At 66.2% G+C, this 23354-nt stretch carries 22 protein-coding genes; 9 read left to right on the forward strand and 13 right to left on the reverse strand.

Annotated elements, in window-relative coordinates; translation table 11 throughout:
* Entirely contained in the window at positions 1 to 201 is a 201-nt protein-coding gene (locus B9C43_RS27885) for a hypothetical protein (protein WP_033387712.1), read from the forward strand.
* Here the strand turns inward: B9C43_RS27885 and B9C43_RS27890 are convergent.
* From B9C43_RS27890 to B9C43_RS27920, 7 genes are all read right to left on the reverse strand, one after another.
* On the reverse strand, positions 198 to 1547 hold the full coding sequence (locus tag B9C43_RS27890; protein ID WP_160096735.1) for a S8 family peptidase: 1350 nt from the start codon (positions 1545 to 1547) through the stop codon (positions 198 to 200). The two genes, B9C43_RS27885 and B9C43_RS27890, sit on opposite strands and share 4 nt — an antisense overlap.
* Before the next feature lie 265 nt (positions 1548 to 1812).
* The gene (locus B9C43_RS27895; RefSeq protein ID WP_033387709.1) at positions 1813 to 2961 is read right to left on the reverse strand and encodes an NADH-quinone oxidoreductase subunit D; all 1149 of its coding nucleotides are present in this window, start codon (positions 2959 to 2961) and stop codon (positions 1813 to 1815) included.
* Positions 2958 to 3866 (reverse strand): SAM-dependent methyltransferase, encoded by a 909-nt coding sequence (locus tag B9C43_RS27900; RefSeq protein ID WP_200825718.1) that lies wholly within the window; start codon positions 3864 to 3866, stop codon positions 2958 to 2960. Before B9C43_RS27900 ends, B9C43_RS27895 begins: the two co-directional genes overlap by 4 nt.
* Before the next feature lie 31 nt (positions 3867 to 3897).
* On the reverse strand, positions 3898 to 5205 hold the full coding sequence (locus B9C43_RS27905; protein WP_084429979.1) for an ABC transporter permease: 1308 nt from the start codon (positions 5203 to 5205) through the stop codon (positions 3898 to 3900).
* A gap of 93 nt (positions 5206 to 5298) precedes the next feature.
* On the reverse strand, positions 5299 to 6006 hold the full coding sequence (locus tag B9C43_RS27910; protein WP_033387706.1) for an ABC transporter ATP-binding protein: 708 nt from the start codon (positions 6004 to 6006) through the stop codon (positions 5299 to 5301).
* Positions 6003 to 6551 (reverse strand): PadR family transcriptional regulator, encoded by a 549-nt coding sequence (locus B9C43_RS27915; protein WP_033387705.1) that lies wholly within the window; start codon positions 6549 to 6551, stop codon positions 6003 to 6005. Before B9C43_RS27915 ends, B9C43_RS27910 begins: the two co-directional genes overlap by 4 nt.
* Before the next feature lie 19 nt (positions 6552 to 6570).
* Positions 6571 to 7653 carry a M20 family metallopeptidase gene (locus tag B9C43_RS27920; RefSeq protein ID WP_084429980.1) on the reverse strand — a complete coding sequence of 361 codons (1083 nt, stop codon included), beginning with the start codon at positions 7651 to 7653 and terminating at the stop codon, positions 6571 to 6573.
* 25 nt (positions 7654 to 7678) lie between these two features.
* Between B9C43_RS27920 and B9C43_RS27925 the strand changes: the two genes are divergently transcribed.
* The 5 genes from B9C43_RS27925 to B9C43_RS27945 all read left to right on the forward strand — a co-directional run bounded on the left by B9C43_RS27925 (position 7679) and on the right by B9C43_RS27945 (position 12486).
* On the forward strand, positions 7679 to 8455 hold the full coding sequence (locus tag B9C43_RS27925; RefSeq protein ID WP_051896615.1) for an SAM-dependent methyltransferase: 777 nt from the start codon (positions 7679 to 7681) through the stop codon (positions 8453 to 8455).
* A 53-nt stretch (positions 8456 to 8508) separates the two neighbouring features.
* Entirely contained in the window at positions 8509 to 8676 is a 168-nt protein-coding gene (locus B9C43_RS27930; protein WP_084429981.1) for a ClpX C4-type zinc finger protein, read from the forward strand.
* Between the two features lie 86 nt (positions 8677 to 8762).
* On the forward strand, positions 8763 to 9341 hold the full coding sequence (locus tag B9C43_RS27935; RefSeq protein WP_084430377.1) for a (2Fe-2S)-binding protein: 579 nt from the start codon (positions 8763 to 8765) through the stop codon (positions 9339 to 9341).
* Positions 9341 to 10318, forward strand: coding sequence for an FAD binding domain-containing protein (locus B9C43_RS27940; RefSeq protein ID WP_084429982.1), 978 nt, complete (start codon positions 9341 to 9343; stop codon positions 10316 to 10318). Before B9C43_RS27935 ends, B9C43_RS27940 begins: the two co-directional genes overlap by 1 nt.
* Entirely contained in the window at positions 10315 to 12486 is a 2172-nt protein-coding gene (locus tag B9C43_RS27945) for a xanthine dehydrogenase family protein molybdopterin-binding subunit (RefSeq protein ID WP_084429983.1), read from the forward strand. Before B9C43_RS27940 ends, B9C43_RS27945 begins: the two co-directional genes overlap by 4 nt.
* 8 nt (positions 12487 to 12494) lie before the next feature.
* Here the strand turns inward: B9C43_RS27945 and B9C43_RS27950 are convergent, their stop codons facing one another.
* The 4 genes from B9C43_RS27950 to B9C43_RS58680 all read right to left on the reverse strand — a co-directional run bounded on the left by B9C43_RS27950 (position 12495) and on the right by B9C43_RS58680 (position 17580).
* Entirely contained in the window at positions 12495 to 13817 is a 1323-nt protein-coding gene (locus B9C43_RS27950; protein ID WP_084429984.1) for a nickel/cobalt transporter, read from the reverse strand.
* Positions 13814 to 14977, reverse strand: a complete 1164-nt coding sequence (locus B9C43_RS27955) for a tetratricopeptide repeat protein (protein ID WP_143446641.1) — start codon at positions 14975 to 14977, stop codon at positions 13814 to 13816. The genes B9C43_RS27950 and B9C43_RS27955 overlap by 4 nt, the downstream gene beginning before the upstream one ends.
* Positions 14974 to 16536: a DUF4331 domain-containing protein gene (locus B9C43_RS27960; protein WP_033387677.1), complete on the reverse strand. Its 1563-nt coding sequence runs from the start codon at positions 16534 to 16536 to the stop codon at positions 14974 to 14976. Before B9C43_RS27960 ends, B9C43_RS27955 begins: the two co-directional genes overlap by 4 nt.
* A 90-nt stretch (positions 16537 to 16626) precedes the next feature.
* Positions 16627 to 17580 (reverse strand): hypothetical protein, encoded by a 954-nt coding sequence (locus B9C43_RS58680; protein ID WP_235038877.1) that lies wholly within the window; start codon positions 17578 to 17580, stop codon positions 16627 to 16629.
* An 80-nt stretch (positions 17581 to 17660) separates the two neighbouring features.
* On the opposite strand from B9C43_RS58680, the gene B9C43_RS27975 reads away from it, so the two are divergent.
* The 3 genes from B9C43_RS27975 to B9C43_RS27985 are packed head-to-tail and all read left to right on the forward strand — an operon-like array spanning position 17661 to position 20864.
* Positions 17661 to 18467, forward strand: a complete 807-nt coding sequence (locus B9C43_RS27975) for a hypothetical protein (protein ID WP_235038878.1) — start codon at positions 17661 to 17663, stop codon at positions 18465 to 18467.
* Positions 18464 to 20233 carry a serine/threonine-protein kinase gene (locus B9C43_RS27980; RefSeq protein ID WP_084429986.1) on the forward strand — a complete coding sequence of 590 codons (1770 nt, stop codon included), beginning with the start codon at positions 18464 to 18466 and terminating at the stop codon, positions 20231 to 20233. Before B9C43_RS27975 ends, B9C43_RS27980 begins: the two co-directional genes overlap by 4 nt.
* Positions 20166 to 20864: a hypothetical protein gene (locus tag B9C43_RS27985; protein WP_033387676.1), complete on the forward strand. Its 699-nt coding sequence runs from the start codon at positions 20166 to 20168 to the stop codon at positions 20862 to 20864. Before B9C43_RS27980 ends, B9C43_RS27985 begins: the two co-directional genes overlap by 68 nt.
* A gap of 150 nt (positions 20865 to 21014) precedes the next feature.
* Here the strand turns inward: B9C43_RS27985 and B9C43_RS27990 are convergent, their stop codons facing one another.
* Together B9C43_RS27990 and B9C43_RS27995 are read right to left on the reverse strand one after the other, a co-directional pair.
* Positions 21015 to 22241 (reverse strand): enolase C-terminal domain-like protein, encoded by a 1227-nt coding sequence (locus B9C43_RS27990; RefSeq protein ID WP_084429988.1) that lies wholly within the window; start codon positions 22239 to 22241, stop codon positions 21015 to 21017.
* Positions 22241 to 23347 carry a LacI family DNA-binding transcriptional regulator gene (locus tag B9C43_RS27995; RefSeq protein ID WP_084429989.1) on the reverse strand — a complete coding sequence of 369 codons (1107 nt, stop codon included), beginning with the start codon at positions 23345 to 23347 and terminating at the stop codon, positions 22241 to 22243. Before B9C43_RS27995 ends, B9C43_RS27990 begins: the two co-directional genes overlap by 1 nt.
* Positions 23348 to 23354 lie beyond the last annotated feature (7 nt).

The raw sequence follows: 23354 nt of genomic DNA on the forward strand, positions 1-23354 counted from the left end.
ATGCAGGCAACCGTGGCGACGTTTTCGCCCGAAACCCGCAGCGGCACAGTCCTGCTAGACGACGGCCGTCAGCTTTCCTTTGACGCCTCAGCCTTCGACCGCAGCGGTCTGCGAATGCTCCGGCTCGGCCAACGGATAGTCATGCGTGTGGTTGATGGCCGGGTCGAGGCCATCAACCACATCGCACTTCCCCTGGATTAGGCGGCGGCTACGCTCGCACGTGCGTCAAGCAAGCCGATGCCGCATCCGCCGACGCAGCTGCCGGGCATGGCCCGAGCCCGGAGTGCGGCCTGTACCTGTGCAGGTGTCAGTTGAGGCAGGCCTGCGGCGAGCTTCTTGTTCTGCATCAGCGCGACAACGCCCGCGACGTGCGGGGTGGCCATGCTGGTGCCCTGGTAGAAGGCGTACGACTGGGCGCCGGGCACAGTCGCGCCTGTGTTCAGAGTGGACAGAACGCCGTTGGCTGCCGCGGGTGCGGTCTCGCCGCCCGGAGCGGTGATTTCCACCGTCGCACCGAAGTTGGAGTACACGGCGCGGTTGCCCTGTCGGTCGCTCGCGGCCACTGTGATCACGCCCGCGCAGTTGGCCGGGGTGGCGGTGGAGGCGTCGAGGTTGCTGTTACCCGCCGCCACCACGACAGCGGAACCACGGTTGCGGGCGCCGTTGATCGCGGCCTGGAGGGCTGCCGGGCATGCGCCCGAGCCACCGAGGCTCAGGTTCAGCACACGTGCCGGGTTCGGGTTGGCGGGCACGCCAGCCACCGCGCCGCCAGACGCCCACGTGATGCCGTCGATGATGTCGGCGAACGTGCCGCCACAACGACCAAGCACACGCACCGGAACGATCTGCGCGCCCGGGGCGACGCCGGAGACGCCAACGGCGTTGTTCCGGACGGCGGCCACGGTTCCCGACACGTGGGTGCCGTGCCAGCTGCTGTTGCGGGCCGGAGTACCGACGCCACATTCGCCCGCTGCCTGCCAGTCGCCCTGGTCCTGGGCGTTGGCGTCACGGCCGTTGCCGTCACGTGCGGCGGCAGCGTTGGTGATCATGTCGTAGCCGCCGATGTAGCGGGAGTTCAGTTCAGTGTGGTTGGTGCGGCCGGTGTCGATGACCGCGACACGCACACCGGCTCCGGTCAGACCGGTGTCCCACGCGGTGTTCACCCGTGCGCCCGCAGTCGCTTCGAAGTAGTGCCACTGCTGCGGATACATCGGGTCGTTGGGGGTGAGGTCGGCGTACATCCTTCCGTTGACCTCGGCGTACTCGACGTCGCCACGTGCCTTCAGCGAGGCCAGCAACGCGTTGGTGGCTTTGGCATCGAGCGCCTTGTTCGGTGAAACCAGAACAGCGCCAACCGAAACCTCGCCGACGACCCGCAGGTTCGCCGCGGCTAAGGCGTCCGATCTGGCTGCGGCACCGTCACGGAACTTGACGATGATCTCGGTGTCCGACAGCGGGGCCGCGTTCGCCGGCGCCGTGAGTGTCAGCAGGGTCATTGCCGCGCCAAGGCCTGCGACAGCCAGGCGGCGGGTCAATCCACTCGTCATGGTCTCCCATCCCTTGCCAGTGGAGACGTTTCGTTGTCGTCTCCCGGCAAAGAGGACTGACCCGATCTTTGCCAGATACAAATCTGGCAAACGTAAACTTGGCCGCTGCTCACCGAAATGGCAGATCGAGTTGTGCCGTGGCATGGGCTGTTGTGGACAGAACGGATCACGCGAGCGGCGGCCGGTTAGCTCGTCCGGACTAGTGCTGCCGTCCGGCGCCGGGTCGCCCGATCGGACCCTTGACGCGATCCGGTTGGCACGCCTGCTACTTGTCGATGTCGCCGACCACAAAGAACATCGAGCCGAGGATCGCGATCATGTCGGCCAGCAGCGCACCCCGCATCAGCTCCGGAATCGCCTGCACGTTGTTGAACGAGGCCGAGCGCAGCTTCATCCGCCACGGTGTTTTCTCACCACGGGACACCAGGTAATACCCGTTGACGCCCAACGGGTTCTCGGTCCACGCGTACGTATCTCCCGCGGGCGCCTTGAGGATCTTGGGTGTCCGCACGTTGATCGGGCCCGGCGGCAACTGCGACAGCCGGTCCGCGCACGCATCGGCAAGGTCCAACGAGGTGTAGATCTGGTCGGCCAGACACTCGAACCGGGCAAGACAGTCGCCCTCGGTCCGGGTGACAACCGGAACGTCCAATTCGTCATACGCGAGATAAGGCTCGTCCCTGCGCAGATCGAAATCCAGTCCGCTGGCCCGCGCGATCGGCCCGGAAACGCCGTACGCGGCAGCGTCCTGCCGGGACAGCACGCCGATTCCCTTTGTCCTGGCGTGGAAGATCTCGTTGTCCCGGATGAGCCGCTCGATCTCCCGCGCGCCACGGCGGACGTCGGCGATGGCCTGGCGCACCCGGTCGAGCCAACCGAGCGGCAGGTCCTCCTTCAGCCCGCCCACCCGGTTGAACATGTAGTGCATCCGTCCACCGGAGACCTCCTCCATCACCGCCTGGAGGGTCTCGCGCTCGCGGAACGCGTAGAAGATCGGTGTGATGGCACCGAGTTCGATCGGGTACGAACCAACGAACATCAAGTGGTTCAGTACCCGGTTGAGCTCGGCCAGCAGCATCCGCGCCCACACCGCGCGCACGGGCGGCTCGATACCGGTCATCCGTTCGACGGCCAGCACGACGCCGAGTTCGTTGGCGAACGCGGACAACCAGTCGTGCCGGTTGGCCAGCACGATGATCTGCCGGTAGTCACGAACCTCGAACAGCTTCTCGGCGCCGCGGTGCATGTATCCGATGATCGGTTCGACCTCGGAGATCTGCTCACCGTCCAGGGTGAGCCGCAGCCGCAGGACACCGTGGGTCGCCGGGTGCTGTGGCCCGATGTTCAGCACCATGTCCTCGCCGCCGAGGTGCGTGGCGCCCGAGCCGATCGCGACAGTGCGTTCCGTGCTCATAGCCCGATCTTCGCACTCAACGGGTACACAAGCCATCCAAACGAACCGAGTCCGTCGCGGCCGATCAACTCGGCTTCCTCGCCCGCCTGCTGCAGTTCACGCAGATACCGCGGCGGATCGGTCCTGGCGAGCTCGATGGGAGGCCGTTTGCCCAGAATTCCCAAGGCCCGCAACGCATCTCGCTGCGTGGTCAGCACCGTCTCCGGCACCGCGGCGGCACACGAATCGAGCGCCACGTGCGCGGTGATGTCACACGAACCGTCCGGCACAGGGACCACCTGACGGCCACCTCGATAGCCGGTCAGGGAGCCGTGGAACGGCCGGCTGTCGAGGGTGTGCCCGTAGTCCGCGGCCACCACCACGCCTCGGCGGACACGTTTGACCAGGTCGGCCCATGCTTCGTCGCGAGGACGGCCGATTTCGGCGCGCTGACCGACCTCGGTGAGCGGCCACCAGCGCTCCATCCAGGCCAGATCGGCCTCCGCAGGCCGGTCCCCGAGGCGTTCGGTGCCATCGCGGGTCACCTCGACCAGGCGCGGCCCGTCCGGCGCCAGTTCGACCAGGTCGACCGGGATGTTGTCGAGCCACTCGTTGGCGATCACCAAGCCGGTGATCTCCGCGGGGATCTCGGCCACCCAATCGATCCGGCCGGGGAGTTCCGCAGGTCGAGGCGCCTTTTCCACGGCGATCAGCCGGGCGTCGGTGTCCAGGTGGGCGAGCAGGCTGCCGTCACCGGCGCCGACGTCGACGACCTCGGGCGCGTCGGGCATCAGGCTCAGCAAAGCCGCCGCGAACCTCGGTGACGCGTGCACCGAAGTGCGGAAGTGGCGTGCGGGTTGTCCTGCGTGCCGGTAGAAACCGTCCTTGGCGTACAGCGCCAGTTCAGTCGCTGTACGCCAGGACATCCACATGGCCCCTCAGCCTAGGCCCGTGCGGTCAGAGCCGCCGCTCGATCGGCAACCGAGACCGGGTGAACAGGCCCGCGCCGAGCATCGCGATCACCGGTACCGCCAGCACAGCGATGATGACGTTCACCCACGGCACCACGATCGGATAAGGCTCGGGCGTTGGCCACGTACTGGCCAAGCCCTGGTTGTACGCACTGAGCACGGCGACCGCGGCACCGACGCCCAGGATGGCGCCCAGAACGGACCCCAGCCCCGCGATCAGGCCGGACTGGCTCAACGCTAGTTTCCGCCGTACCCCAGGCGAGGCGCCCACTGCGGCGAGCGTGTTGACGTCGGTGCGCCTGTCTGTTGCCGCGAGACCGGTCGCGATCGCCGATGCGCCAATGGTGATCACACCGGCGGCGATGGCGAGCAGGGTCATGGTCGTATTGGGGGCCGAATTCTTCTGGACGTAAGGCTGGATCGTCTGCCCCAACGCGGCACGCAACCGGTCGGCTTCCTCATCCGTCGGCATCCGAGTTGTCGTGGCCAGCACACCCAGCTGTTTGGTCTGCAGACCCAACGAGGTCGCCGTTTGCTGGGTCATCAGAACGAAGGGCACCCGTCCCGGGTTGGGTGTGGTGAACGCGGCCGCCGCGACCTCCTTCTCATGGCTGTCCGGACCGGCGAAGCCGAGCCTGATCCGGCCGTCGGCGACCAAAGTGGGGTCGTCGGCGACGACTTTCCCAGCGCGTAGCGCGGCACTGGCCGCGGGCACGTCACCGGCTGGAATGCCCCAGACCGCTTGGACGGCGTCTGGCTGGACCACGTAGACCTGGTTGCCGCCAGAACGCAGGCCGAAGTAGGTCGCATGTCGTCGCGTATTGACGCAACGCGGATCGGCAAGGGCGGCTCGCTGTTCGTGCTCGGGCACGATGCTGCTGTTCTGTCCGTATGGACACACCTGCTCCGGAGTCTGTTTCGGGTATACGAAGCAGGCGGGACCACAGGTGGGCTCGTCGACTTCATACTCCTTGTTGACCGGCAACATGGACTGCATCGTGGCCACTGCCGTTTCGTCCACAACGCCGTCAGACCCGATGGGCGACAGGAACACATCGCCAGGCGCCATCGATGACAGCGTCTGCTCGTACGCTTTCTCAGATCCGGTGATCACGCCGATGGCCAAAGTACCGATGACCGCTGCCATCACCGCCGAGATCGCCGGAGCGGCAGACGTGCGGTTACGGGCCGTGTCCCGCAGGACGATCCGTGCCGTGACCGGCAGCCACCGACTGGCCGTGGCCACCACACCGACCACTGCGGGCGTGCAGATGATCATTCCGGCCGTGGCCACGACGAGTCCAAAGAGGATGAGCGCAACCTCCGCTGTGGTTGGCTTTGTGGCATGAGCGCGACACTGTGTTGGATGATTCGCTCGCAAGCTCGCTCATGCCAGCAGCCCTTCCGGAGCACTCAACGGTCCGGCCGTATCGACCACGACACCGTCGCGCAGGAAGACCACCCGGTCGGCCCACGCCGCATGCCGCGCGTCGTGGGTCACCACGATCCCGGCGGCTCCCGCATCCACTTTGGACCTCAGCAGCTTGAGCACGGTCTCACCGGTCTGTGAGTCCAACGCGCCGGTCGGCTCGTCGGCCAGGACAAGGCGTCGGTCGCCGATCAGCGCGCGGGCAATGGCGACACGCTGCTGCTGACCGCCGGAAAGCTCGTCAGGGAACCGGTTCGCGTGGTCAGCGAGTTCTACTTCGGACAGTGCGGCGATCGCGAGCTTGCGTGCGTGCCGTGCGCCGGTGCCGTCGAGTTCCAGGGGGAGCGCCACGTTCTCAGCCGCGGTCAGGCCTGCCACCAGGTTCAGATCCTGGAACACGTAACCGACTCGGCGACGGCGGACCGCGGCGAGTTCCCGTTTGCTGCAATCACCCAGTACGACACCGGCGACTGCGACCTCGCCACTGGTCGGGCTGTCCAACCCGCCGGCCAGGTTCAGCAGCGTGGACTTGCCGGATCCGGACGGACCCATCACCGCGACGAGTTCCGCCGCTTTGACTGTCAGCGTCACGCCCCGCAACGCGTGCACAGCGGTGTCACCGTGGCCGTGAGTGCGGTGTACGTCCCGCAGTTCGAGGATGGTCACCGCGCCGTCTCTTCCTGTTCGGCGTGGGCAGGCAGTGGTTTCGGCGTGTGACTGGCCAGCATCGCCTCGCAATGGTCGAGCCAGCGGATCTCCGCCTCGGACTGGAAGATCATCGACTCGAGCACGAGCCGCCATGCCAAATCGGCGTCCGACAAGGACTTCAGCCGTGTGTACTCCTGCAAGGCCCGCATGGTGGCAGTTCGCTGCGCCTGTGTGACGGCCTCGGCGTCAACGCCCGGCGTGGTGACAGCAAGCGCTAGCTTGATCGCCAGCTCGTCGCGCGGCCGGTCCGACCGGCTGATCGGGGTGGCGAACCAGGTCTTGAGGTCCGTACGCCCGGCATCGGTGATCTCGTACGGGCGCTGCCCGCTCTCGTTCTCGTCCAACGCGCGAACAAGCTCGTCGCGCTCGAGCCGGGAGAGCGTGGTGTAGACCTGCCCGATGTTCAGCGCGCCACCTGTGGACTCCTCGAACGCGGCGCGGAGTTGATACCCGTACATCGGGCCGCGCTCCAGCAATGCGAGCAGGCCGTATTTGACTGACATAGATACCGAGTATGCATACTCAGTATGTACGCGACAAGAGGAACTCGCGAAGTGCCTGGTAGTAGGGCCCGATGGTGGTGACGTCGACGTACTCCTGCGGACCGTGCAGGCCGTCGCCGCCGATCCCGAAGATCACCGCGTCGATGCCGTGCTGGTAGTAGAACCGGCCGTCGGCGGCGCCGTGTTTGACCAGGAAGTCCCCGTCGAAGCCCTGGTTGCGCGCGGCTTGCTGGAGTTCGAGGACTTCGGCCCGTGCCCGGTCGGCCTTGTGCGGCGGATCGGCGAAGACGACGGACGCGGTCACCCCAGGCACGCAGAAGCTCTGCAGGTACTCGGTGATCTCCTCGTCGGTCCGGCCGTTGATGGCGGTGTCCTCGGGCGGGAACCGGATGTCCAGCCGTGCCTCCGCGTCGGCCGGAACTTGATTGCGCGCGATGTTGCCGGTCTCGATCCGTGCGACATTGACAGTGGTCTGCCAGGCCTCCGCCGCGGGCACGGGGTACCTCGTGAGCAGGTTGTCGATACTGCGGGTGAGCTTGAGCAGGGCGTTGTCGCCGTTCCACGGGTACGCGCTGTGCCCGGTCTGGCCGATGGCACGCAGGTTCGCGCCAAGAATGCCTTTGGACTCGGTGACCAGACGCAGCCCGCTCTGTTCACCGATGATCACGAAATCACCGGCAACCCCCTGGTCGAGCTGATACTTGGTGCCGTCCCGCCCACCAATCTCCTCGTCGGTGACCAGCTGCAGCGCGATCGGCAATTCGGCCCCGAGCTCGCGGAACACCAAGGCCTCGGTGAGAGCGGCGACCTTCATGTCGTGCGCGCCCCTCGCGTACAGCCGATTTCCCTCCAGCCTCGGCACGAACTGGTCCGCGCGACCAGGGACCACATCGAGGTGACCGTTGAGGATCACCGGAAACCGTCGCCGCTCGGCACCCGCGTACAGCAGGGCGCTCGGTTTGCCGTTGGACTCGAACCGTTCCACGGTGAAGCCCGGTCCCACGAAGTCGAGCACGAACTCCAACGCCCGGTGCAACTCTTCGGGCCGGTCCGCGGTCGACGGAATCGCAAGCAACCGCATGGCGGGCACGAGAAGATCCATCAACCCAGGCTAGTGTCGAGTCGCCATGGACACGAACGGCGCGAGCATTACGCGTGTACACAACGCCATGCTCGGCGGCAGCGAGAACTTCGCGGCCGACCGTGCAGTTCGCGACCGCTTGCTCGCGATCGACCCAGCCTTCCCCGACGCCGCCCGCGACGCGAGGGCGTTTCTCCGTCGAGCCGTTCGGTACGTGACGTGGCAGGCGGGCATCACACAACTGCTGGACTGCGGGCTGCGCCTCCCGATCACCGACAACAGTCACGCCGTGGCACCACCGGAGACCTCTGTTGTCTACGCGTCCGTGGATCCTGTGGTGCTGGGCCGTGCTCGGGAAGGCCTGGCGAGCAACGCACACGTGGCCGACGTCAACATGAGCCACGCGGAACGAGTGCTGACTGACCCGGTTGTCGGCAGGTACCTGGACTTCAGCAAGCCGATGGGCCTGTTGCACGTATTGACTCTGCACCACGTGCCGGACCACGACGACCCTTGGCTGACGATGCGCCGGTACGTCGACGCCCTCGCCCCGGGGTCTTACGTCGTCCTTGCCCACATGCTGGATCCCGGCCCCGGGCACGAACTGGCAAGCACGATCGCCCGTGTGGGTGTGGCCTACCGCGACGGAATAGGCACCGGCTGGCCCCGCAGCGCGGAACGAATCCTCGACCTCATGCCCGGCCTGGTCTTGCTGGGGCCCGGCCTCGTCCCGGTTGGCGACTGGCGCCCGGACTCCCCGCGCGTTGGCCAGCCAGGTCCGATGCAACGCCTGTTCGTGGGCGCTGTCGCGCGCAAGCCGTAGCTTCAACAACTTGCCTGACTGACTCACCCTGGTCGCAGGTCTAGTCTGGGCGCATGACTACGAAGACGAAGCTGGCGTGCAGCTTTTGCGGGCAGTCGCAGGACAAGGTGGCCCAGCTGGTCGCCGGGCCGGGCGTCTACATCTGCAGTGGCTGCGTCGAGTTGGCCAGTCAGGTGATCGCTGAGGCCAAACGGCAGGACGAGGCGGGCGAAGAAGGCTGACTTTCGGCTCCTGCTGGTGCGTTGCTGGCCCGGTTATGCTGCGTGAACCGCCGCCACCGGACTGCCGCAACACCACAGGAGGTTCGATGGACACCAGCGATGGCTGGTCTAGGCGGCATTTCTTCGGGCGCGCCGCCGCTGCGACGGCTGGCGTAGCCCTTGTCGGGCAAACGGCCGTGCCGCAAGCGGCCGCGGACGACGGCTTGGTCGCGGTTTCCTGCTTCATCAACGGGAAGCCCGAGACGCTGCGGATCGATCCCCGTATCACGTTGTTGGACGCGCTGCGGGAACGGTTGAACCTGACCGGCACCAAGAAGGGGTGCGATCGCGGTCAGTGCGGAGCATGCACTGTGCACGTGGACGGTCGGCGTGTTGTGTCCTGTTTGACCCTTGCGGCGACGTTGCGGGGCAAGCGGATCACCACCATCGAAGGGCTGGCACGGGGCGACGAGCTGCATCCGGTGCAGAAGGCCTTCGTCGACTGCGATGGTTTCCAGTGCGGGTTCTGCACTTCCGGCCAGATCATGTCCGCGACCGCGGTCATCAAGGAAGGGCACGCCAAAACCGACGACGAGATCAAGGAAGCCATGTCCGGCAACATCTGCCGGTGCGGTGCTTATCCGAACATCGTCGCCGCCATCAAGCAGGCCAGGGGTGAGGCCTGATGCACGGCTTCTCCTTCGCCGCCCCGGCGACCACCACTGAAGCACTCAGCGAAGCAAGCGACCGGTCGGCGTTCCTGGCAGGCGGGACGACACTGGTCGACCTGATGAAACTGGACGTGATGACTCCGGCCAAGGTCATCGACATCAACGACCTCCCGATGCGCGGGATACAGCGCGGCCGGGACGGGATCACCATCGGTGCCTTGGAACGGATGACCGATGTCGCCCTGAGCCGCGATGTCGCCAACCTGTACCCGGTGGTCTCGCAGGCGTTGTTCGCCAGCGCGTCGGGGCAGCTGCGCAATATGGCCAGCATCGGCGGGAACCTGCTGCAGCGCACCCGATGCGACTACTTCCGTGACGTGACCACACCGTGCAACAAGCGGCTGCCAGGCAGCGGGTGTCCCGCGCAGACTGGGGAGAACCGTGGGCACGCGATCCTCGGGACCAGCGCTGCCTGTGTCGCCACGCATGCGAGTGATCTAGCCGTCGCACTCGTCGCGATGGACGCGAAAGTCCGGCTGCAGAGCAAAGAAGGCGAGCGGCTCGTCGCACTGACCGACTTCTACCGGCTTCCTGGGGACACGCCGTCGGTCGAGAACGTTCTCAAACCAGGCGAATTGATCACCCAGATCCACCTGCCCCGGCTGAGCTGGGCAAGAATGTCCGCATATGTGAAAGTCCGGGACCGCTCGTCGTACGAGTTCGCGCTCGCCTCGGCCGCCGTCGCCCTGGATCTGCGGGGCGACAAGGTGCTCGACGCCCGGATCGCGGTCGGCGGAGTCGGTACGAAACCGTGGCGGCTGCCGCAAGTCGAAGAGGCGCTGAAAGGCAAGACTGCCACCGAGGAGACTTTCACGGCCGCCGCCGCGAAGGCTGCGGAGGGCGCCAGGCCGTTGAGCCACAACGAGTTCAAAGTCGTTCTCGTCCAACGAACGATCGTGCGTGCGCTGATGTCGGTGCGAGGTGTGCGATGAGCGTTGTGGGACAACCCGTTGACCGGGTCGACGGCCCGTTGAAGGTCACCGGCAACGCGCTGTACGTCGCCGACAACAAGGTTGATCGCCTGGCGTACGGATACCTCGTCACGAGCACCATCGCGCTGGGCACGATCACCAGCATGCACACCGAAGAGGCGGTGAAAGCACCCGGCGTGCTCGCGGTGTACAGCCCGGACAACCCGCTGAAGCTGTTCGCGTACACCCAGAACCAGAACGACGAGAACAAACCTCCTTTGCAGGACAAGGAGATCCGTTACCACGGCCAAGTGATCGCCTTGGTGGTGGCGGAGACCTTCGAACAGGCGCGGGACGCTGCCTCGCTGATCAAGACCACCTACGCCGCCAAGCAACCCACCGCCGAGTTCGATCCCGCCAAAGCCACGCCACCGCTGAGCGGGACACCGGAGGTCAACATCCTCGCTCCTGGCGTGCCGTCGATCGACGCGGCACTCGCCGCCAGCGAAGTGACGGTCACGGCGACGTACACGACGCCGGTGAACCACCACATCGCGATGGAGCCACACGCCACCCTGGCCAGCTGGACCGGCGATCACCTGACGATCTACACCGTCAGCCAAGGCGTGCGGCTGGTCACGGCCCGGCTCGCGACGACGCTCGGCGTCGACCAGGCCAAGATCTACGTGCACAACCCGCACGTGGGTGGCGGCTTCGGCAACAAGTGGGGCAACTGGGCGCAGGTGCCGATCACCGCTGCCGCGGCGCGGGCATTAGGGCGTCCAATCAAGACAGTGCTCACCCGGGAACAGACCTTCACCGTGGTCGGGCATCGGCCCGCGTCGTCACAAACGGTGTCGCTGGGCGCGAAACGCGATGGCACGCTCACCGCGATCAAGCACGTCGGCATCTCGTCGCTGTCCCCGGCGAGCAACTTCTACGAGCAGGTCGCGAACACCTCGCTGGCGATGTACGCCAGCCCGAACATCCACGTCTCCCGCAAGATCGTCCGGCTGGACGTCCCACCGACCACGATCATGCGCGCGCCAGGGGAATCCAACGGATCCTTCGCGCTGGAAAGCGCGCTGGACGAACTGGCCGAAAAACTGGGGATGGACCCGCTGGAAATCCGGCGGAAGAACGACTCGCCGGTAGCGCCCAACAACGGCAGGCGGTGGTCGAGCAAGCACCTCGACGAGTGCTACCGAATCGGCGCGGAGAAGTTCGGGTGGTCACGTCGTAACCCGGTGCCGAAGTCGGTCGTCGATGGTGACTGGTACGTCGGCATGGGCGTCGGCACAGCGACCTATTCGGCGGGCAGGGGAGAGGCGTCCATCAAGGTCCGCTTCCAGGCCGACGGCACAGTCAAGGTGTCCGGCACGGCCGCTGACCTCGGCACCGGACAGTCCACTGTGTTCTCGATCATCGCGGCGGACAAGCTCGGCATCCCGGTCACCAAGGTGATCCCCGAGTTGGGCGACTCGACGTCACCGGCGGCGGCCAACGCGGGTGGCTCATCGTCCACTTCGACCAACGGCCCGGCCGTGCAAGTCGCCACCGACGCGGCCATCCAAGCCCTGGTGAAGTTCGCGGCCGAGACGCCTGGATCACCATTCCATGGCAAGGAAACCCGGTATGCGGACGGGTGGTTGGTCACTGAAGGCCGGTCGATGACTTTCGGTGCGCTGCTGACCGAATTGGACGTTCCGGCCGTGGAAGCGACCGCGACTTCGCCCCGGGTCAACGATCCGGTCCACGCCTTCCGGTCCTTCGGGGCGACCTTCGCCGAAGTCCGGGTGAACCGCTGGACCGGCGAGCCGAGAGTGTCCCGGATGCTGTGTGTGGTGGACGCGGGCACGATCATCAACGAGAAGACCGCGCGCAGCCAGATAGTCGGCGGTCTGATCATGGGCATGGGCCACGCCTTGCTGGAAGACACCCGGCTGGAAGCGTCCGGCCGGTTCGCCAACACCAACATGGCGTCCTATCTGGTGCCGGTGAACGCGGACGTGCCGCCGATCGACGTGCACTTCCTGAACTACCCCGACACCAAACTCAGTGCTCTCGGCGCCCGAGGCATCGGCGAGTTCAGCATCGTGGGCGCCGCGGGCGCGATCGCCGGGGCGATCCACAACGCCACCGGCAAACGCATCCGCGAACTGCCCGTCACCCTCGACAAACTGCTCTGACTGCACGTTCATCCGGCAATCGCCCGCACAGTCAGGCCACTGCCGACCACAAGAACCATCGTGGAGGTGAGCACCGGGACGAACCGGGTGTAGCGCTGCATCCGGTTCGACAGCCCGTCCATCCGGTCACGCAGCTTCACCAGGAGCAGCCCGGCGGCGGTCAACGTCCCGGCCATGCCCAAGCCGTACGCGAGAACCAGCAGGACACCGAACCACGTCCGTCCTAACGCGATCGCACCGAGCAGGACGACCAACGCGGACGGGCTGGGCACCAGCCCGCCTGCCACACCCATCCCCACCAGCCCGGCCTTGCTGAAGTGCCCGTGGCCGTGGCCATGCCCGTGCCCGTGCCCGTGGCCGTGGCCCTGGTGCCGCTTAAGAGCGGACCGGAACAGCACCACACCGATGCCGGTGATCAACAATCCGCTCGCGATACCCAGCCACTGCAGGACGGTCTCACCGGCGAGCGCGCTGGAGACGCTGATGAGCAGGCCCAGAACGAGCACGCCCGCGGTGTGGGTCAACGTCACGGTGGCGCCCACCAGAACGGCATCCCGAGGCGTTCCCTTGCGACCGACCAGGTACGCCGCGATTACCGTCTTGCCGTGCCCAGGCAGGGCGGCATGGGACGCCCCGAGCACGAGCGCGAGCAGGACTGCGAGGACACCGAGCCACGGCGTGAGATCCGTGGTACCGACAATGTCGTTGAAGGCGGCAGCGAGCCCGAAGGAACTCTCCGGCGCTGCGATGGACCCGGCTGGAGCCGACCCCGCACCCGGCTCCGCCATGAGCTCCACGCTCCGCATATCCAGCGGTGACGACAGCAGGTCCTCCGGATAGCTGCGCAGTTCGTCGCTGATGCTCTGCGCAGGCACGTCAGAATCGACGCGAACACCGGTCCCGGCCGCGGTGATCTCATGCCAGCCGACCCGATCGGCACGATACGAGTCAGTGAACGCCAGTCGCACCGGCCCGCGGATCTCCGCAGGCGCGGTCAGATCACACGTGAGCCGGGTCGTGGCCAGGTCGGCCTGGCCCTTGGGGAACTCGAGCCGCGCTGAACGGACTGAGAACGCCAGCCGCTGAGAGTCCACAGTGGCTCGTACCGCACCCACGAGATCCTGACACTGACGGTCCGCGTCGCCGAGCTTCTCCTGGAGTGTGGGAATCTCCGCGAAGTCCACAACCGACTTCAGATCGACCCGGTCCGGGTGCAGGTGCAGGCCGTGATAGTGGTTGACGCTGAAATTGCCGAGCGGATGAGCCGACGCCGTTCCGCTCGGCCACAACAGGACCAGGCCGAGGACCACGACCACCAAGCGCTTGATCATCGAATCGCTCCGAGAATGGCGTTCCGGTGTTCGAGTACGGTCGCATCGCGCCAGCCCAACGCGACCGCCTTGTCCGAGTAGGACAGTGCGTCAGCGTGACGTCCGTTGAGATGCAGCGCCCACGCCATCGCGTCGGCGACGAAGACACTCTGCCGCTTCGCCCATTCGGCCTCGGCCAGACGCAAGGCCGTCGCGTTGTCACCACGATCGGCGGCGACCGCCGACGCGACCAGATCATCGCTCGCGCCCTGTGACTCCAGCAACTTCTGCTGCTTGGCGAGGATGTCGTACTGCTGGTCCGCCTCGGCCTTCCGGCCGGTCTGCGCCAGCAGCCGGGCGTAGTCCGGAATGTACTGCGGCGCTCGTGCGGTCAGGTCCCGGTATCCGGCGAGTGCCTTGTCGATCTTGCCCTGTGCGGCAAGAACCTTGGCCCGGCCGTGCAGCAAAGCCGGGTCTTTCGGACTGGTGACCAGACCCCGCTCGTAATGCTCGGACGCTTGCCCGGCTTGACGGACGTTCCAGGCCAGCTCGCCGAGCTGGTACTCGCAGAACGCGACCTCGTCGGCGGATGTCGCTGACTCAAGGCCGCGTTGCATCGCCGACCGTGCTTCAGCTTCCTGGCCGTGCAACTCGAAGTGGTATGCCGCCCGGGTGAAAGCCGTGACGTTGGGCTTCAAGTCCAGCATTCGTTGCACGGCGTCCATCGCGCCTTTGTCGTCGCCGAGCTGAGTCAACGCGTCGGCCAGGACGCCGTAGACCTCGGCTGTCTCGGGCATGACAGCCTGGGCGCGCGTTGCCCAGTCCTTGGCCTCAGTGAAGTCGTGGCGGGCATTGGCGAGCGCACCCATCCCGATCATCGCTTCGCCGTTGCCTTCCGGCACCAGCTTCATGGACCTCTCGAGGGCACCCTGCGCCTTGACGTAGTAGGTCGGGTCGGTGGTGGTACGGGCCAGTTCGACGTAGGAGCTGCCGAGCTGGGCCCAGCCGGAGGCGTCACCGGGCAAGCGGTTGAGCCTGGCCTGCAACGAGTCCACGTTCTGCCGGAGCCGGTTGACGCGGCTGATCGGCTCAACGGCCACAGTGGACTCGTCGGACTGTGTGATGGTGACCGCGGCGGCGATCAGCGCCACCGCCGCGACCAGGATTACCAAGAACCTCATGCCTGGCGCTGCCTGCGCTTGCGCCACATCCACAGGCCGCCACCCGCCAAAGCGAGGGCGCCGAACGCGCCACCGATCATCGGACCGGCAGGCATGTCACCGACGATGTTCGCGCTCGGCGCGACGTCGGCCATCACGGTGTTGGAGTTCACCGCTGTGTTGTGCGGCAGTGCCACGTACGGGAACTTGGCCTCGAACCACTTGTCGTTGGCGTCCACCTTGTCCCCGGCGGCCAGCTCGGGCACGATCTGGCCGGTCTGCGCGGCACCCGCGAGTGCCTGCAGTTCGATGTCGACCACGTCGTCGGCGAGCCTGCGGCCGTTCGGGAACCCTTGCAGGTCACCACCGATCACACCGAGCCGGTTGGGCTTGTCGTTGGGCTGAATGGACGTGTTGAGCCGCAACATCTCCGACGGCACGAACTTCTTCGGGTTCACGTCGGCGTTGTTCAACTGCGAGTTCAGGTCCGCCTTGATCGGGCCGCCTGCCTTGGTGGTGATGCCGGTCAGGAAGATCTCCACCAGGTCGTTGCGCGGCGTCGCCGGTGCCTTCAGCTTGTAGATCGCTTCGAGCAGCTTGGGCACCTCAGGGTTGGTCACCCTGTCCAGCAACGGCTTCACGGTCCCGTCCTTGTCCGGAGTCAGGCCGTTGAACGCGTCCTTCAACGCGACCGACGAGACGACCTCGTTCACCAACGGGTTGCCCAGCCGGGAAACCTGGACGAACGGACCTTCCGGCTTGGCCTGGCCGGGCGACAGCCGCAGCGTCTTGCGCTCGGTGTCGCTCCAGACACCGATCACCGGGTTGCGCTTCGGGTCACCCTTCAACGTCAACGCGGACTTCGGCACCTGGATGGCGATCGTGTTCACGTTGTAGCCACGCAGCGTGTCCTGGCCGACCTCGCTCAGGTTCCCGCCGTATAGCAGGTCGAACACGCGCAGGTCAAGGAAGAACGAGTCCTCGGCCGCGCCGACGTACGTCTGGCCGCCACCGGGGATCTTGGCGATGGCCTGGTCACGCAGCGGCCGGTAGTCAGGGATCGACGCGGGGCCCACATTGGACGGTGCGACCTTTCCCTTGCGGATCAAGGTCTTGTCCTTGCCCTTGTCGTCGATCACTTCGAGCTTGTAGGTCTGCCTGAACAGCAGGTTCTCGTCGTCGAGCGACGTGACCGGGCCGTTGTTGTACAAGAAGGTGCTCTTGCCACGCCGGTCGTCGTTCTCGAAAGTCCAGCGGTAGGTCAGATCCGGCTTGGCGTCACCGTCGTTGTCGATGTTGATGTCGTAGTTCGCGTCGGTGGCCCACGGGTAGAAGTTCGGGCCGCCGTTGGGTTCCTGCAAACCGAACCAGTTGGCCACCAACGTGACCGTGTCGGGACTGTCCGGGCTGACGAACGCGTACACGTCGGTGTTGTCGACTGTGGGATCCGCCGCGATGAGCGGTGCTTCCCGGTGGCTGGAGGCACTCGCGGAACCAGGGATGAACCCGGCGAGCGCGGAGCCGATCAGCAAGGCCCCAGCCATCGCCAGCGGCTTTCGCCGCCCACGTAAGGCATTCATGTGCTTTTCCTCCCCGCCCCGGCAGGCAAAGAGCCGGGCGCACCTTGTCTTCGGTGCGCCCGGCTCAGCGGATTGCGGGGATTTTGAAGATTATCTGAAGCGCAGCACCGCCACGCCGGCCAGGACGAAGAACACCAGGATGATCAGCGAGCTGCTCTGGCCGCCGGACGAGCTGGTCAGCAGCTGGTCGACGGCCGCGGTCAGCACCACACCGCAGTTCGCGGTGATCCAGTGCCTGCCCGCCTCCAGACGGGTGAACTGGACGTCCGCGGTGAAGTTGCCGTCCGCGTCCGCGATCGTGCCGCCGACCTTCTCTCCCTTTGACATCAGTGTTACCGGAGCACCCGGCGCGCATCCCTTGCCGGTCGCGCGCAACGTGTCACCCGGGCTCATCGTCACGCGGTCGAGCTTCAGGTCGCCGTCGGCCGTGGGCTTCGGGTCCGCTGTGGACAGTGGCGGCAGCTCGGTCGACGGAATCGGCGGTGGCGTCGAGGTGACCGGCGGGTTGCTGACCGGTGGCCGGGACGGCGGCGGCGTCACCGGTGGACGGCGGCTGCTCGACGGCGGTGGCGTGACCGGTGGCTCGCCCGGCGGTGTCACCGGCGGGGTGACGGGTGGATTGCTCGGCGGGTTGCTCGGCGGGTTCGACGTCGGTGGCGACGTCACCTGGAACCGCGTTTGGGCAGCCAATTCCAAACTGGGGCAGGTTCCGGTGATCGTGTAGGCGCCGACCGCGGTACCCGCGGGCACCTGGGCGCCGACCGACCCGCTCGCCAGACCGGGGGCGGCATTGGCCACCGTGGTCTCGCCGAACTGGAAGGTGATCCCGGTCTTGCACAACGATCTTCCGCCGTTGCGGGAGAACCCGGACCAGCTGATGGTGATGTTCGAACCGGCCGGACCGCTGGCCGGACTGACCGACACTTGCGGGTTGGGCAACGGCGGCTGACTACTGCTGGTCTGCGCGTCCGCGAACGGTGCGACGACCAAAAGTACGGCGAAGCCGCCCGAAAGGGCAGCGATTGTTCGCGAACCAGTGCGCATGGCTACTACTCCCCTGAATACGTCCGCCACAGGTTGTAGCATCCCCATCCAGTTATCAACACCGACAATCGGGATGCCCAATGAGACGCGTGATTGCGGCAGGGGTTGCGCTCGGCGTGGCAGCTGTCCTTTTCGGTGGGTCGCCAGCGGCGGCCGCCGAGCCACTCAAGATCACGATCGCCTTTGATGGCAAGGACATCACCGGAAACACCGTCACAGTGGAGCCGAGCAAGCCGGTCGAGCTGACGGTGACCGCGACCAACCAGAGCGACGCGGTGGTGAAGGTTCGCAGCGTGCGGCTGTCCGGCGTGGCACTGGCGTTGACCTTCTTCTCCTACGACACAGTGGTTCCGTACGACATCCCGGCACGTCAGACGGTGACCCGGACCTTGGTGCTCGATCTGGCCGAGCTGGAAGGACAGGCCATCGGCCTGCTGCCGGCCACGGTGGAAGTCCTGGACATACAACGGGAAGTGATCGGCAGCTCGAAGACGGTCACCGACGTCCGCGGTTCACTGTGGTCGGTCTATGGCGTGTTCGGACTGGCATTGCTGGTGCTCACCGCGTTCATTTGGACGACAGCGCTGATCGCCCTTGCGCGGCACAAGCTTTCGCCCAACCGGTGGAACCGCGCCTTGCGTTTCCTGCCTGCCGGTATCGGAACCGGCCTGGTGGCGGTGGTTTCGCTGTCGGTGCTGCGGCTTGTTCCGCCGGAGCCCACAGTTGAGATCCCCATCGTTATCGCCGCTGCTGCGATCGGCCTAGTGCTCGGATACCTGACGCCGCACCCACTTCCGCCGCCACCGCCGCCACTGGGCGGCCCGGATGATCCGACGATCGGCATGACCACGCGCCGGATGGACAGCACCACCGAGGCTTACGGATGACAGCGCCGCTGAGCATGGTCAACGCCTTGCCGCAGTACACGATCGGCGGGCAGATCGGCTCCGGTGGAATGGGCGAGGTCTTCTCCGGCGTGCACCGGACGCTCAACCGTCAGGTGGCGATCAAGCAGCTGCCACCTGACATGGCCGGGCGGGTCGGTGCGTTCGTCCAGTTCGACCGCGAGGCAAGGGTTCTGGCGAGTCTGGACCACCCGCACATCGTGCCGGTCTACGACTACGTGCAGAACCTGCTCGTGATGGAGAAGCTGGACGGCGGCACGGTGTTCGACCGGTTCCACGCCGGGAAGATCGACCAGGAGCAGGCCTGCGCCATCACGTTGGCGATGCTGTCGGGCCTGCACGCCGCGCATGTCGCGGGTGTGTTGCATTTGGACGTCAAACCGAAGAACCTGCTTTTCAACACCGCGGGCGTGGTGAAGGTCGCGGACTTCGGCATCGCGCAGGTGATCAGCGAAGGTGCCACGCTCGTCACGCACGGCGGCCAGATCCTTGGCACGCCCGCGTATATCGCCCCAGAACAGGCGATGGGCAACGCTTTGACGCCTGCCGCGGATGTCTACGCGGCAGGCACGGTGTTATACGAACTACTCAGCGGCGATCTGCCGTTCGACCGGGATCGTGGTGCGCTGGCGTTGATTCGCCAGCACATGTTCGCCGATCCCAAGCAGATCGAACGCGTACCCGAACCGCTGGCAACGGTCGTGATGCGCAGTATCGCACGGGAACTTCCCGCCAGGTACAAGGAAGCCGAGGCGTTCGCGACCGACTTGGCGTCGGCGGCGACGAGCGCCTACGGCCAGGGCTGGCTGGAACGATCCGGTATCCCGGTGCTGCACCTCGCACCACGGGTCGTCGCCGCCTTGGCGACCGGCGCGGCACCACGGGAAGAGCTGACAGTCGTCACGCCGAAGATCGGCAGCGACACAGCTGATCCGACCATTGTGGACCCGGACTCGCCTGCGCTGAAACGCCCGCGCGTGCCCGGCTGGATCGCGGCCGCGGCTCTGCTCGGCGTGGTCGTCGTGTCGTTGCTGACGCCCACAACGCTGTCACACGACAGCACGTCGAACATGTCGGTTCGCGGTGCGCCCAGCACCGGCCCAGCGACCGTGGATCTCACCAAACCCGTCTCGGTCACTGGCGATGACGTGGTCGACGGGTCGTTGACGATGAGCATGTCCGGCGGGGGCATCCCGCTCGGCTCAGGCACGAGCCAGGTCGAACCGGATCGTGACCGGAAATTCACCACCGAGATCACGATGCCGCCGATCGCCCGCTGGATCGTCGGCGGCACCATCACCGGTGAGCTCCGGTGGACACCGAAAGGCGGCGGACCGGAAGCCGTCCAGACGTTCACGCTCAAGTCCGAACAACACCCGCTTGTCAGCCTGATGGGCACAGGCAGCCTGTTGCTCGCACTGTTCGCCGCCGCCTACCTCGAGTCCATGTCGCGAACGCTGCGCCGCGGCTATCGGCGTCCGTCCGCGAAGTACAGCGCAGGCGTACTCGGTGCGTTGATCGGTCTGTCGATCTGGACGTTCACCTCGGTGATGCTGGGCCACGAACTGAACATGGTCTTCGGCATCATGTCGGTCCTGCTGGCCGGCGCCGGCGCCGTGTGCCTGATCATCGCGACCGAGCGTGCCACTCTCATCGCGCGCCATCGGGCACTATGGCGAGATGGACGGCAGGGCGTACTTGGAGAAGTTGATCAGCGACCGACTGCGGGCAGCCCGGGAACAGCCTGAAGCCGTTCGCGGCGCTTCGATCAACCTGCAGGAGATCAACGGCATCGCGACCGGCCTGACCGCCGCGGGCGTCCTGACCCCGCAGGACGGGGATCGTCTGCTGACCGACCTGCGCAAGACGATGGAACGGGCCGGGTGGATCACTGTGGTCCGCCACCACACCTCGGAAACGAGCCATTTCGGGCCTACGGCGTTCGCCCGGCGTTCCTCCGACGCGCCACCTGTCGTCCGCGGCCCGGCGGCTGTTCAGCCGACGGACCCACACGACCTGCTCAGGGTGGTTTCGTTGGTCGGCAGAAGTGTCAAACACGGTGACATCAGCCGGACCTTCATCAGCCTCGAGGTATGGAGCGGCGCCCTGATCCTGCGTTCGGCGCTGCCGCAGGACAGCGACTGGCAGTCGGAAAGCATCCGGCAGTTCTTCGACGGACGCATCCGTTGGCGCGCCTGGGATGACCACGGCACGCAGTACCGCAGCACAAGCATGTCCGGCGGAAGCTCGTCGGCCGTCAGTGGCCTGCTGTTTGAGAACCGGGCGTTCTTCCCAAGTCCGCCCGAAGGGGCAGACCTTCTGACAGTCATCGCCGAACACCCGGACCACCAAGCGGTCGTCGAACTGCCGCTGCACTAGCCCAACAAGCCGTGTCCACCATTCCGGCACCCTGAAACACACGTTCCGGCACCACCAAATTCTTGGCTCAGCCCATCTCATGGTGCCGGAATGGTCATCACATGGTGCACGAAAGTGCATTTCGTCGTGTCGCAAAGGTGGACACGCGGGTCATGGGCGGTGCACCTGGCCGTCAGCTCCGCGTAGCAGTGCCCATCGGTCGTGGTCGCCTGGCTCAGGTGGCGGGTATTGCTTGGCTGCGGCCTCGTCGAAGTCCACGCCCAATCCGGGATCGAGCGATGGGCGTAGGACGCCGTGGTCGGGAACGGGAGTGCCGGGGAAGACTTCGAGGGTGGCTTCGCGGAGCGTGGCGGCCTCTTGGACACCGAACGACGGTGACGAGATGTCGATGGCCAGGTTTGCGGCGTGGCCAATGGGACTCACGTCGCCTGGGCCGTGTGGAGCGATCCGGATGCCGGTGAGTTCGCATGCGGCGACGAGTTTGCGGACCGGTGTCAGGCCGCCGAGGGTGGGGATGCGGATTCTGGCGAAGTCGATTGCCCGGGCGTGGATCAGTGGCAGGAACTGGGTTACGTCGTGGAACAGTTCACCCATCGCCAACGGGACCGGCGAAGCCCGGAAGTCCGCGAAATACCCGGCATCCTCCGGTGCCAGCAGGTCTTCGAGGAAGAACAAGTCCAGCTCCTCGACCGCGGCCAGCAAACTGCGCGCCTGCGCCGGAGTCAGCCGCTCGTGCACGTCGTGCAGCAGTTCGAGGCCGTCCGGTATCCCCGACCGGACGGCACTCAGCACTGCGGGGACGAAACCGAGATATGCCAAGGAATCCCATCGTCCGTCCCGCGATCGGGACAACGCACCGGCGCCGTATGTGTCCGTGCCCGGGACGGCAACCTGGACGCGGATATGCCGGAAACCGCGTTCAGTCGCGGCGATCACACCGTCGACGATCTCCTCGACCTCACGACCGTCCACATGGGTGTACGCGGAGGCATACTCACGGACTCGGCCACCCAGCAACGAGAACAGCGGCAGCCCGGCGGTTTTCGCCTTGATATCCCACAAAGCCACGTCGATTCCGGCGAGGGCGTTGCCTTCGATCGACCCGCCGCGCCAGTAGCCCGAGTTAAGCAACAACCGGTGGATGTCCTCGATGTCCGAGGGGTCACGGCCGATCACCATCGGGCCGAGGTAATCGTCGATCACCGATCGTACGGCCAGAGTCCGCTGTGGATCGCTCGCGCAGCCCAGGCCATAGAGGCCGGGCTCGGAGGTCTCCACTCGCACGATCAGGTACGGCGACCCTTGCGGCGCGGTCAGAAACGTTCGAACCGCGGTGATCCGCACACCGGTGCTCGGCCACGGTGCCGAGGCGAGCATCAGCGGCCTTCCCAAGGCGCGCCGACGACTCGGAGATGGCCTGGCGCGGATTTCCGGTTCTTCACCGTCACCGGCAGCACGATCATCTCGGGGTCGGCCGGTCCTTCGGTGACCCGGGAGTGCAGCAGGCGCATCGCGCGGCGGCCCAGTTCCCGCGACGGGAGCTCGACCGCGGCCACCGTCAACGGCAGTACGTCGAACGGGCCCGCGTCGTCCATTCCGGCCAGATCGACGTCACCGGGAATGTCCAATCCCAACGCCGCCAGGTCGTGTGCGGCTGTGGCAAGAGCGTAACCGTTGGAGCACAGGAAGACTGTCGGCGGCTGCGGTCCATTGAGGAGCTCACGCAACATTGCTCGGCGTTGCTCGACAGGCTGGCTCCGGTAACGGCGCAACACCGTGAGATCGGGACGGGCAGGGATGTTGTGCTCCCGCAAGGCTTGCAGATGACCGGCCAGCCGGTCTCGGACACTGGTCGCATCGGTCTCGTCCCACAGGGTCGCGATCACGCGATGGCCGATGCCGATCAGCTCGACCGTGAGATCATGGCCCGCGCCGAAGTTGTCGACCAGCACCGCGTCGGTCGCCAGGTCCGGCCGGTACCGGTCGACCATGACCAGCGGCACCCGGTGGCTGCGGACCTCTTCGTAGACGCCTTCGATCCTGCTGCCTTCGGCGGGGTAGATGATGATCCCGCTTGCGTTGTGCGCCAACGCCTGGCGTAACGCGTGCTCCTCACGCGCTGTATCGCCCTCGCAGTGCGTGAGGTACAGCCGGTAGCCGAATTCGGCGCAGCCTGCCTCGACCCCGGCGAGCAACTGCGACACGTGCGGGCCGTGGTACTGCAGGATGCACGCGACCGTCTGATCACCAGGAGCCGGTTTCCGTTCCGCGACAAAGGTTCCCTGGCCACGCCTGCGCACGACGTGGCCTTCGGCGGCGAGCTCGTTCAGCGCGCGCACGGCCGTGGCGTGGCTGACCCCGAAACGTTCGCAGATCTCCCGCTGGGTCACGAACGGCTTGCCGGGGGAGTACTCGCCTGCCGCGATGGCAGCCAGAAGCTCCCGCTTCACCTGCTGGTAGAGCGGCGGTTGGGCTCCAGTCACCCGAGCA

Origin of the sequence: Kibdelosporangium aridum (genome assembly GCF_900176515.1) — a bacterium.
In the GTDB taxonomy this organism is placed as follows: Bacteria; Actinomycetota; Actinomycetes; order Mycobacteriales; family Pseudonocardiaceae; genus Kibdelosporangium; species Kibdelosporangium aridum.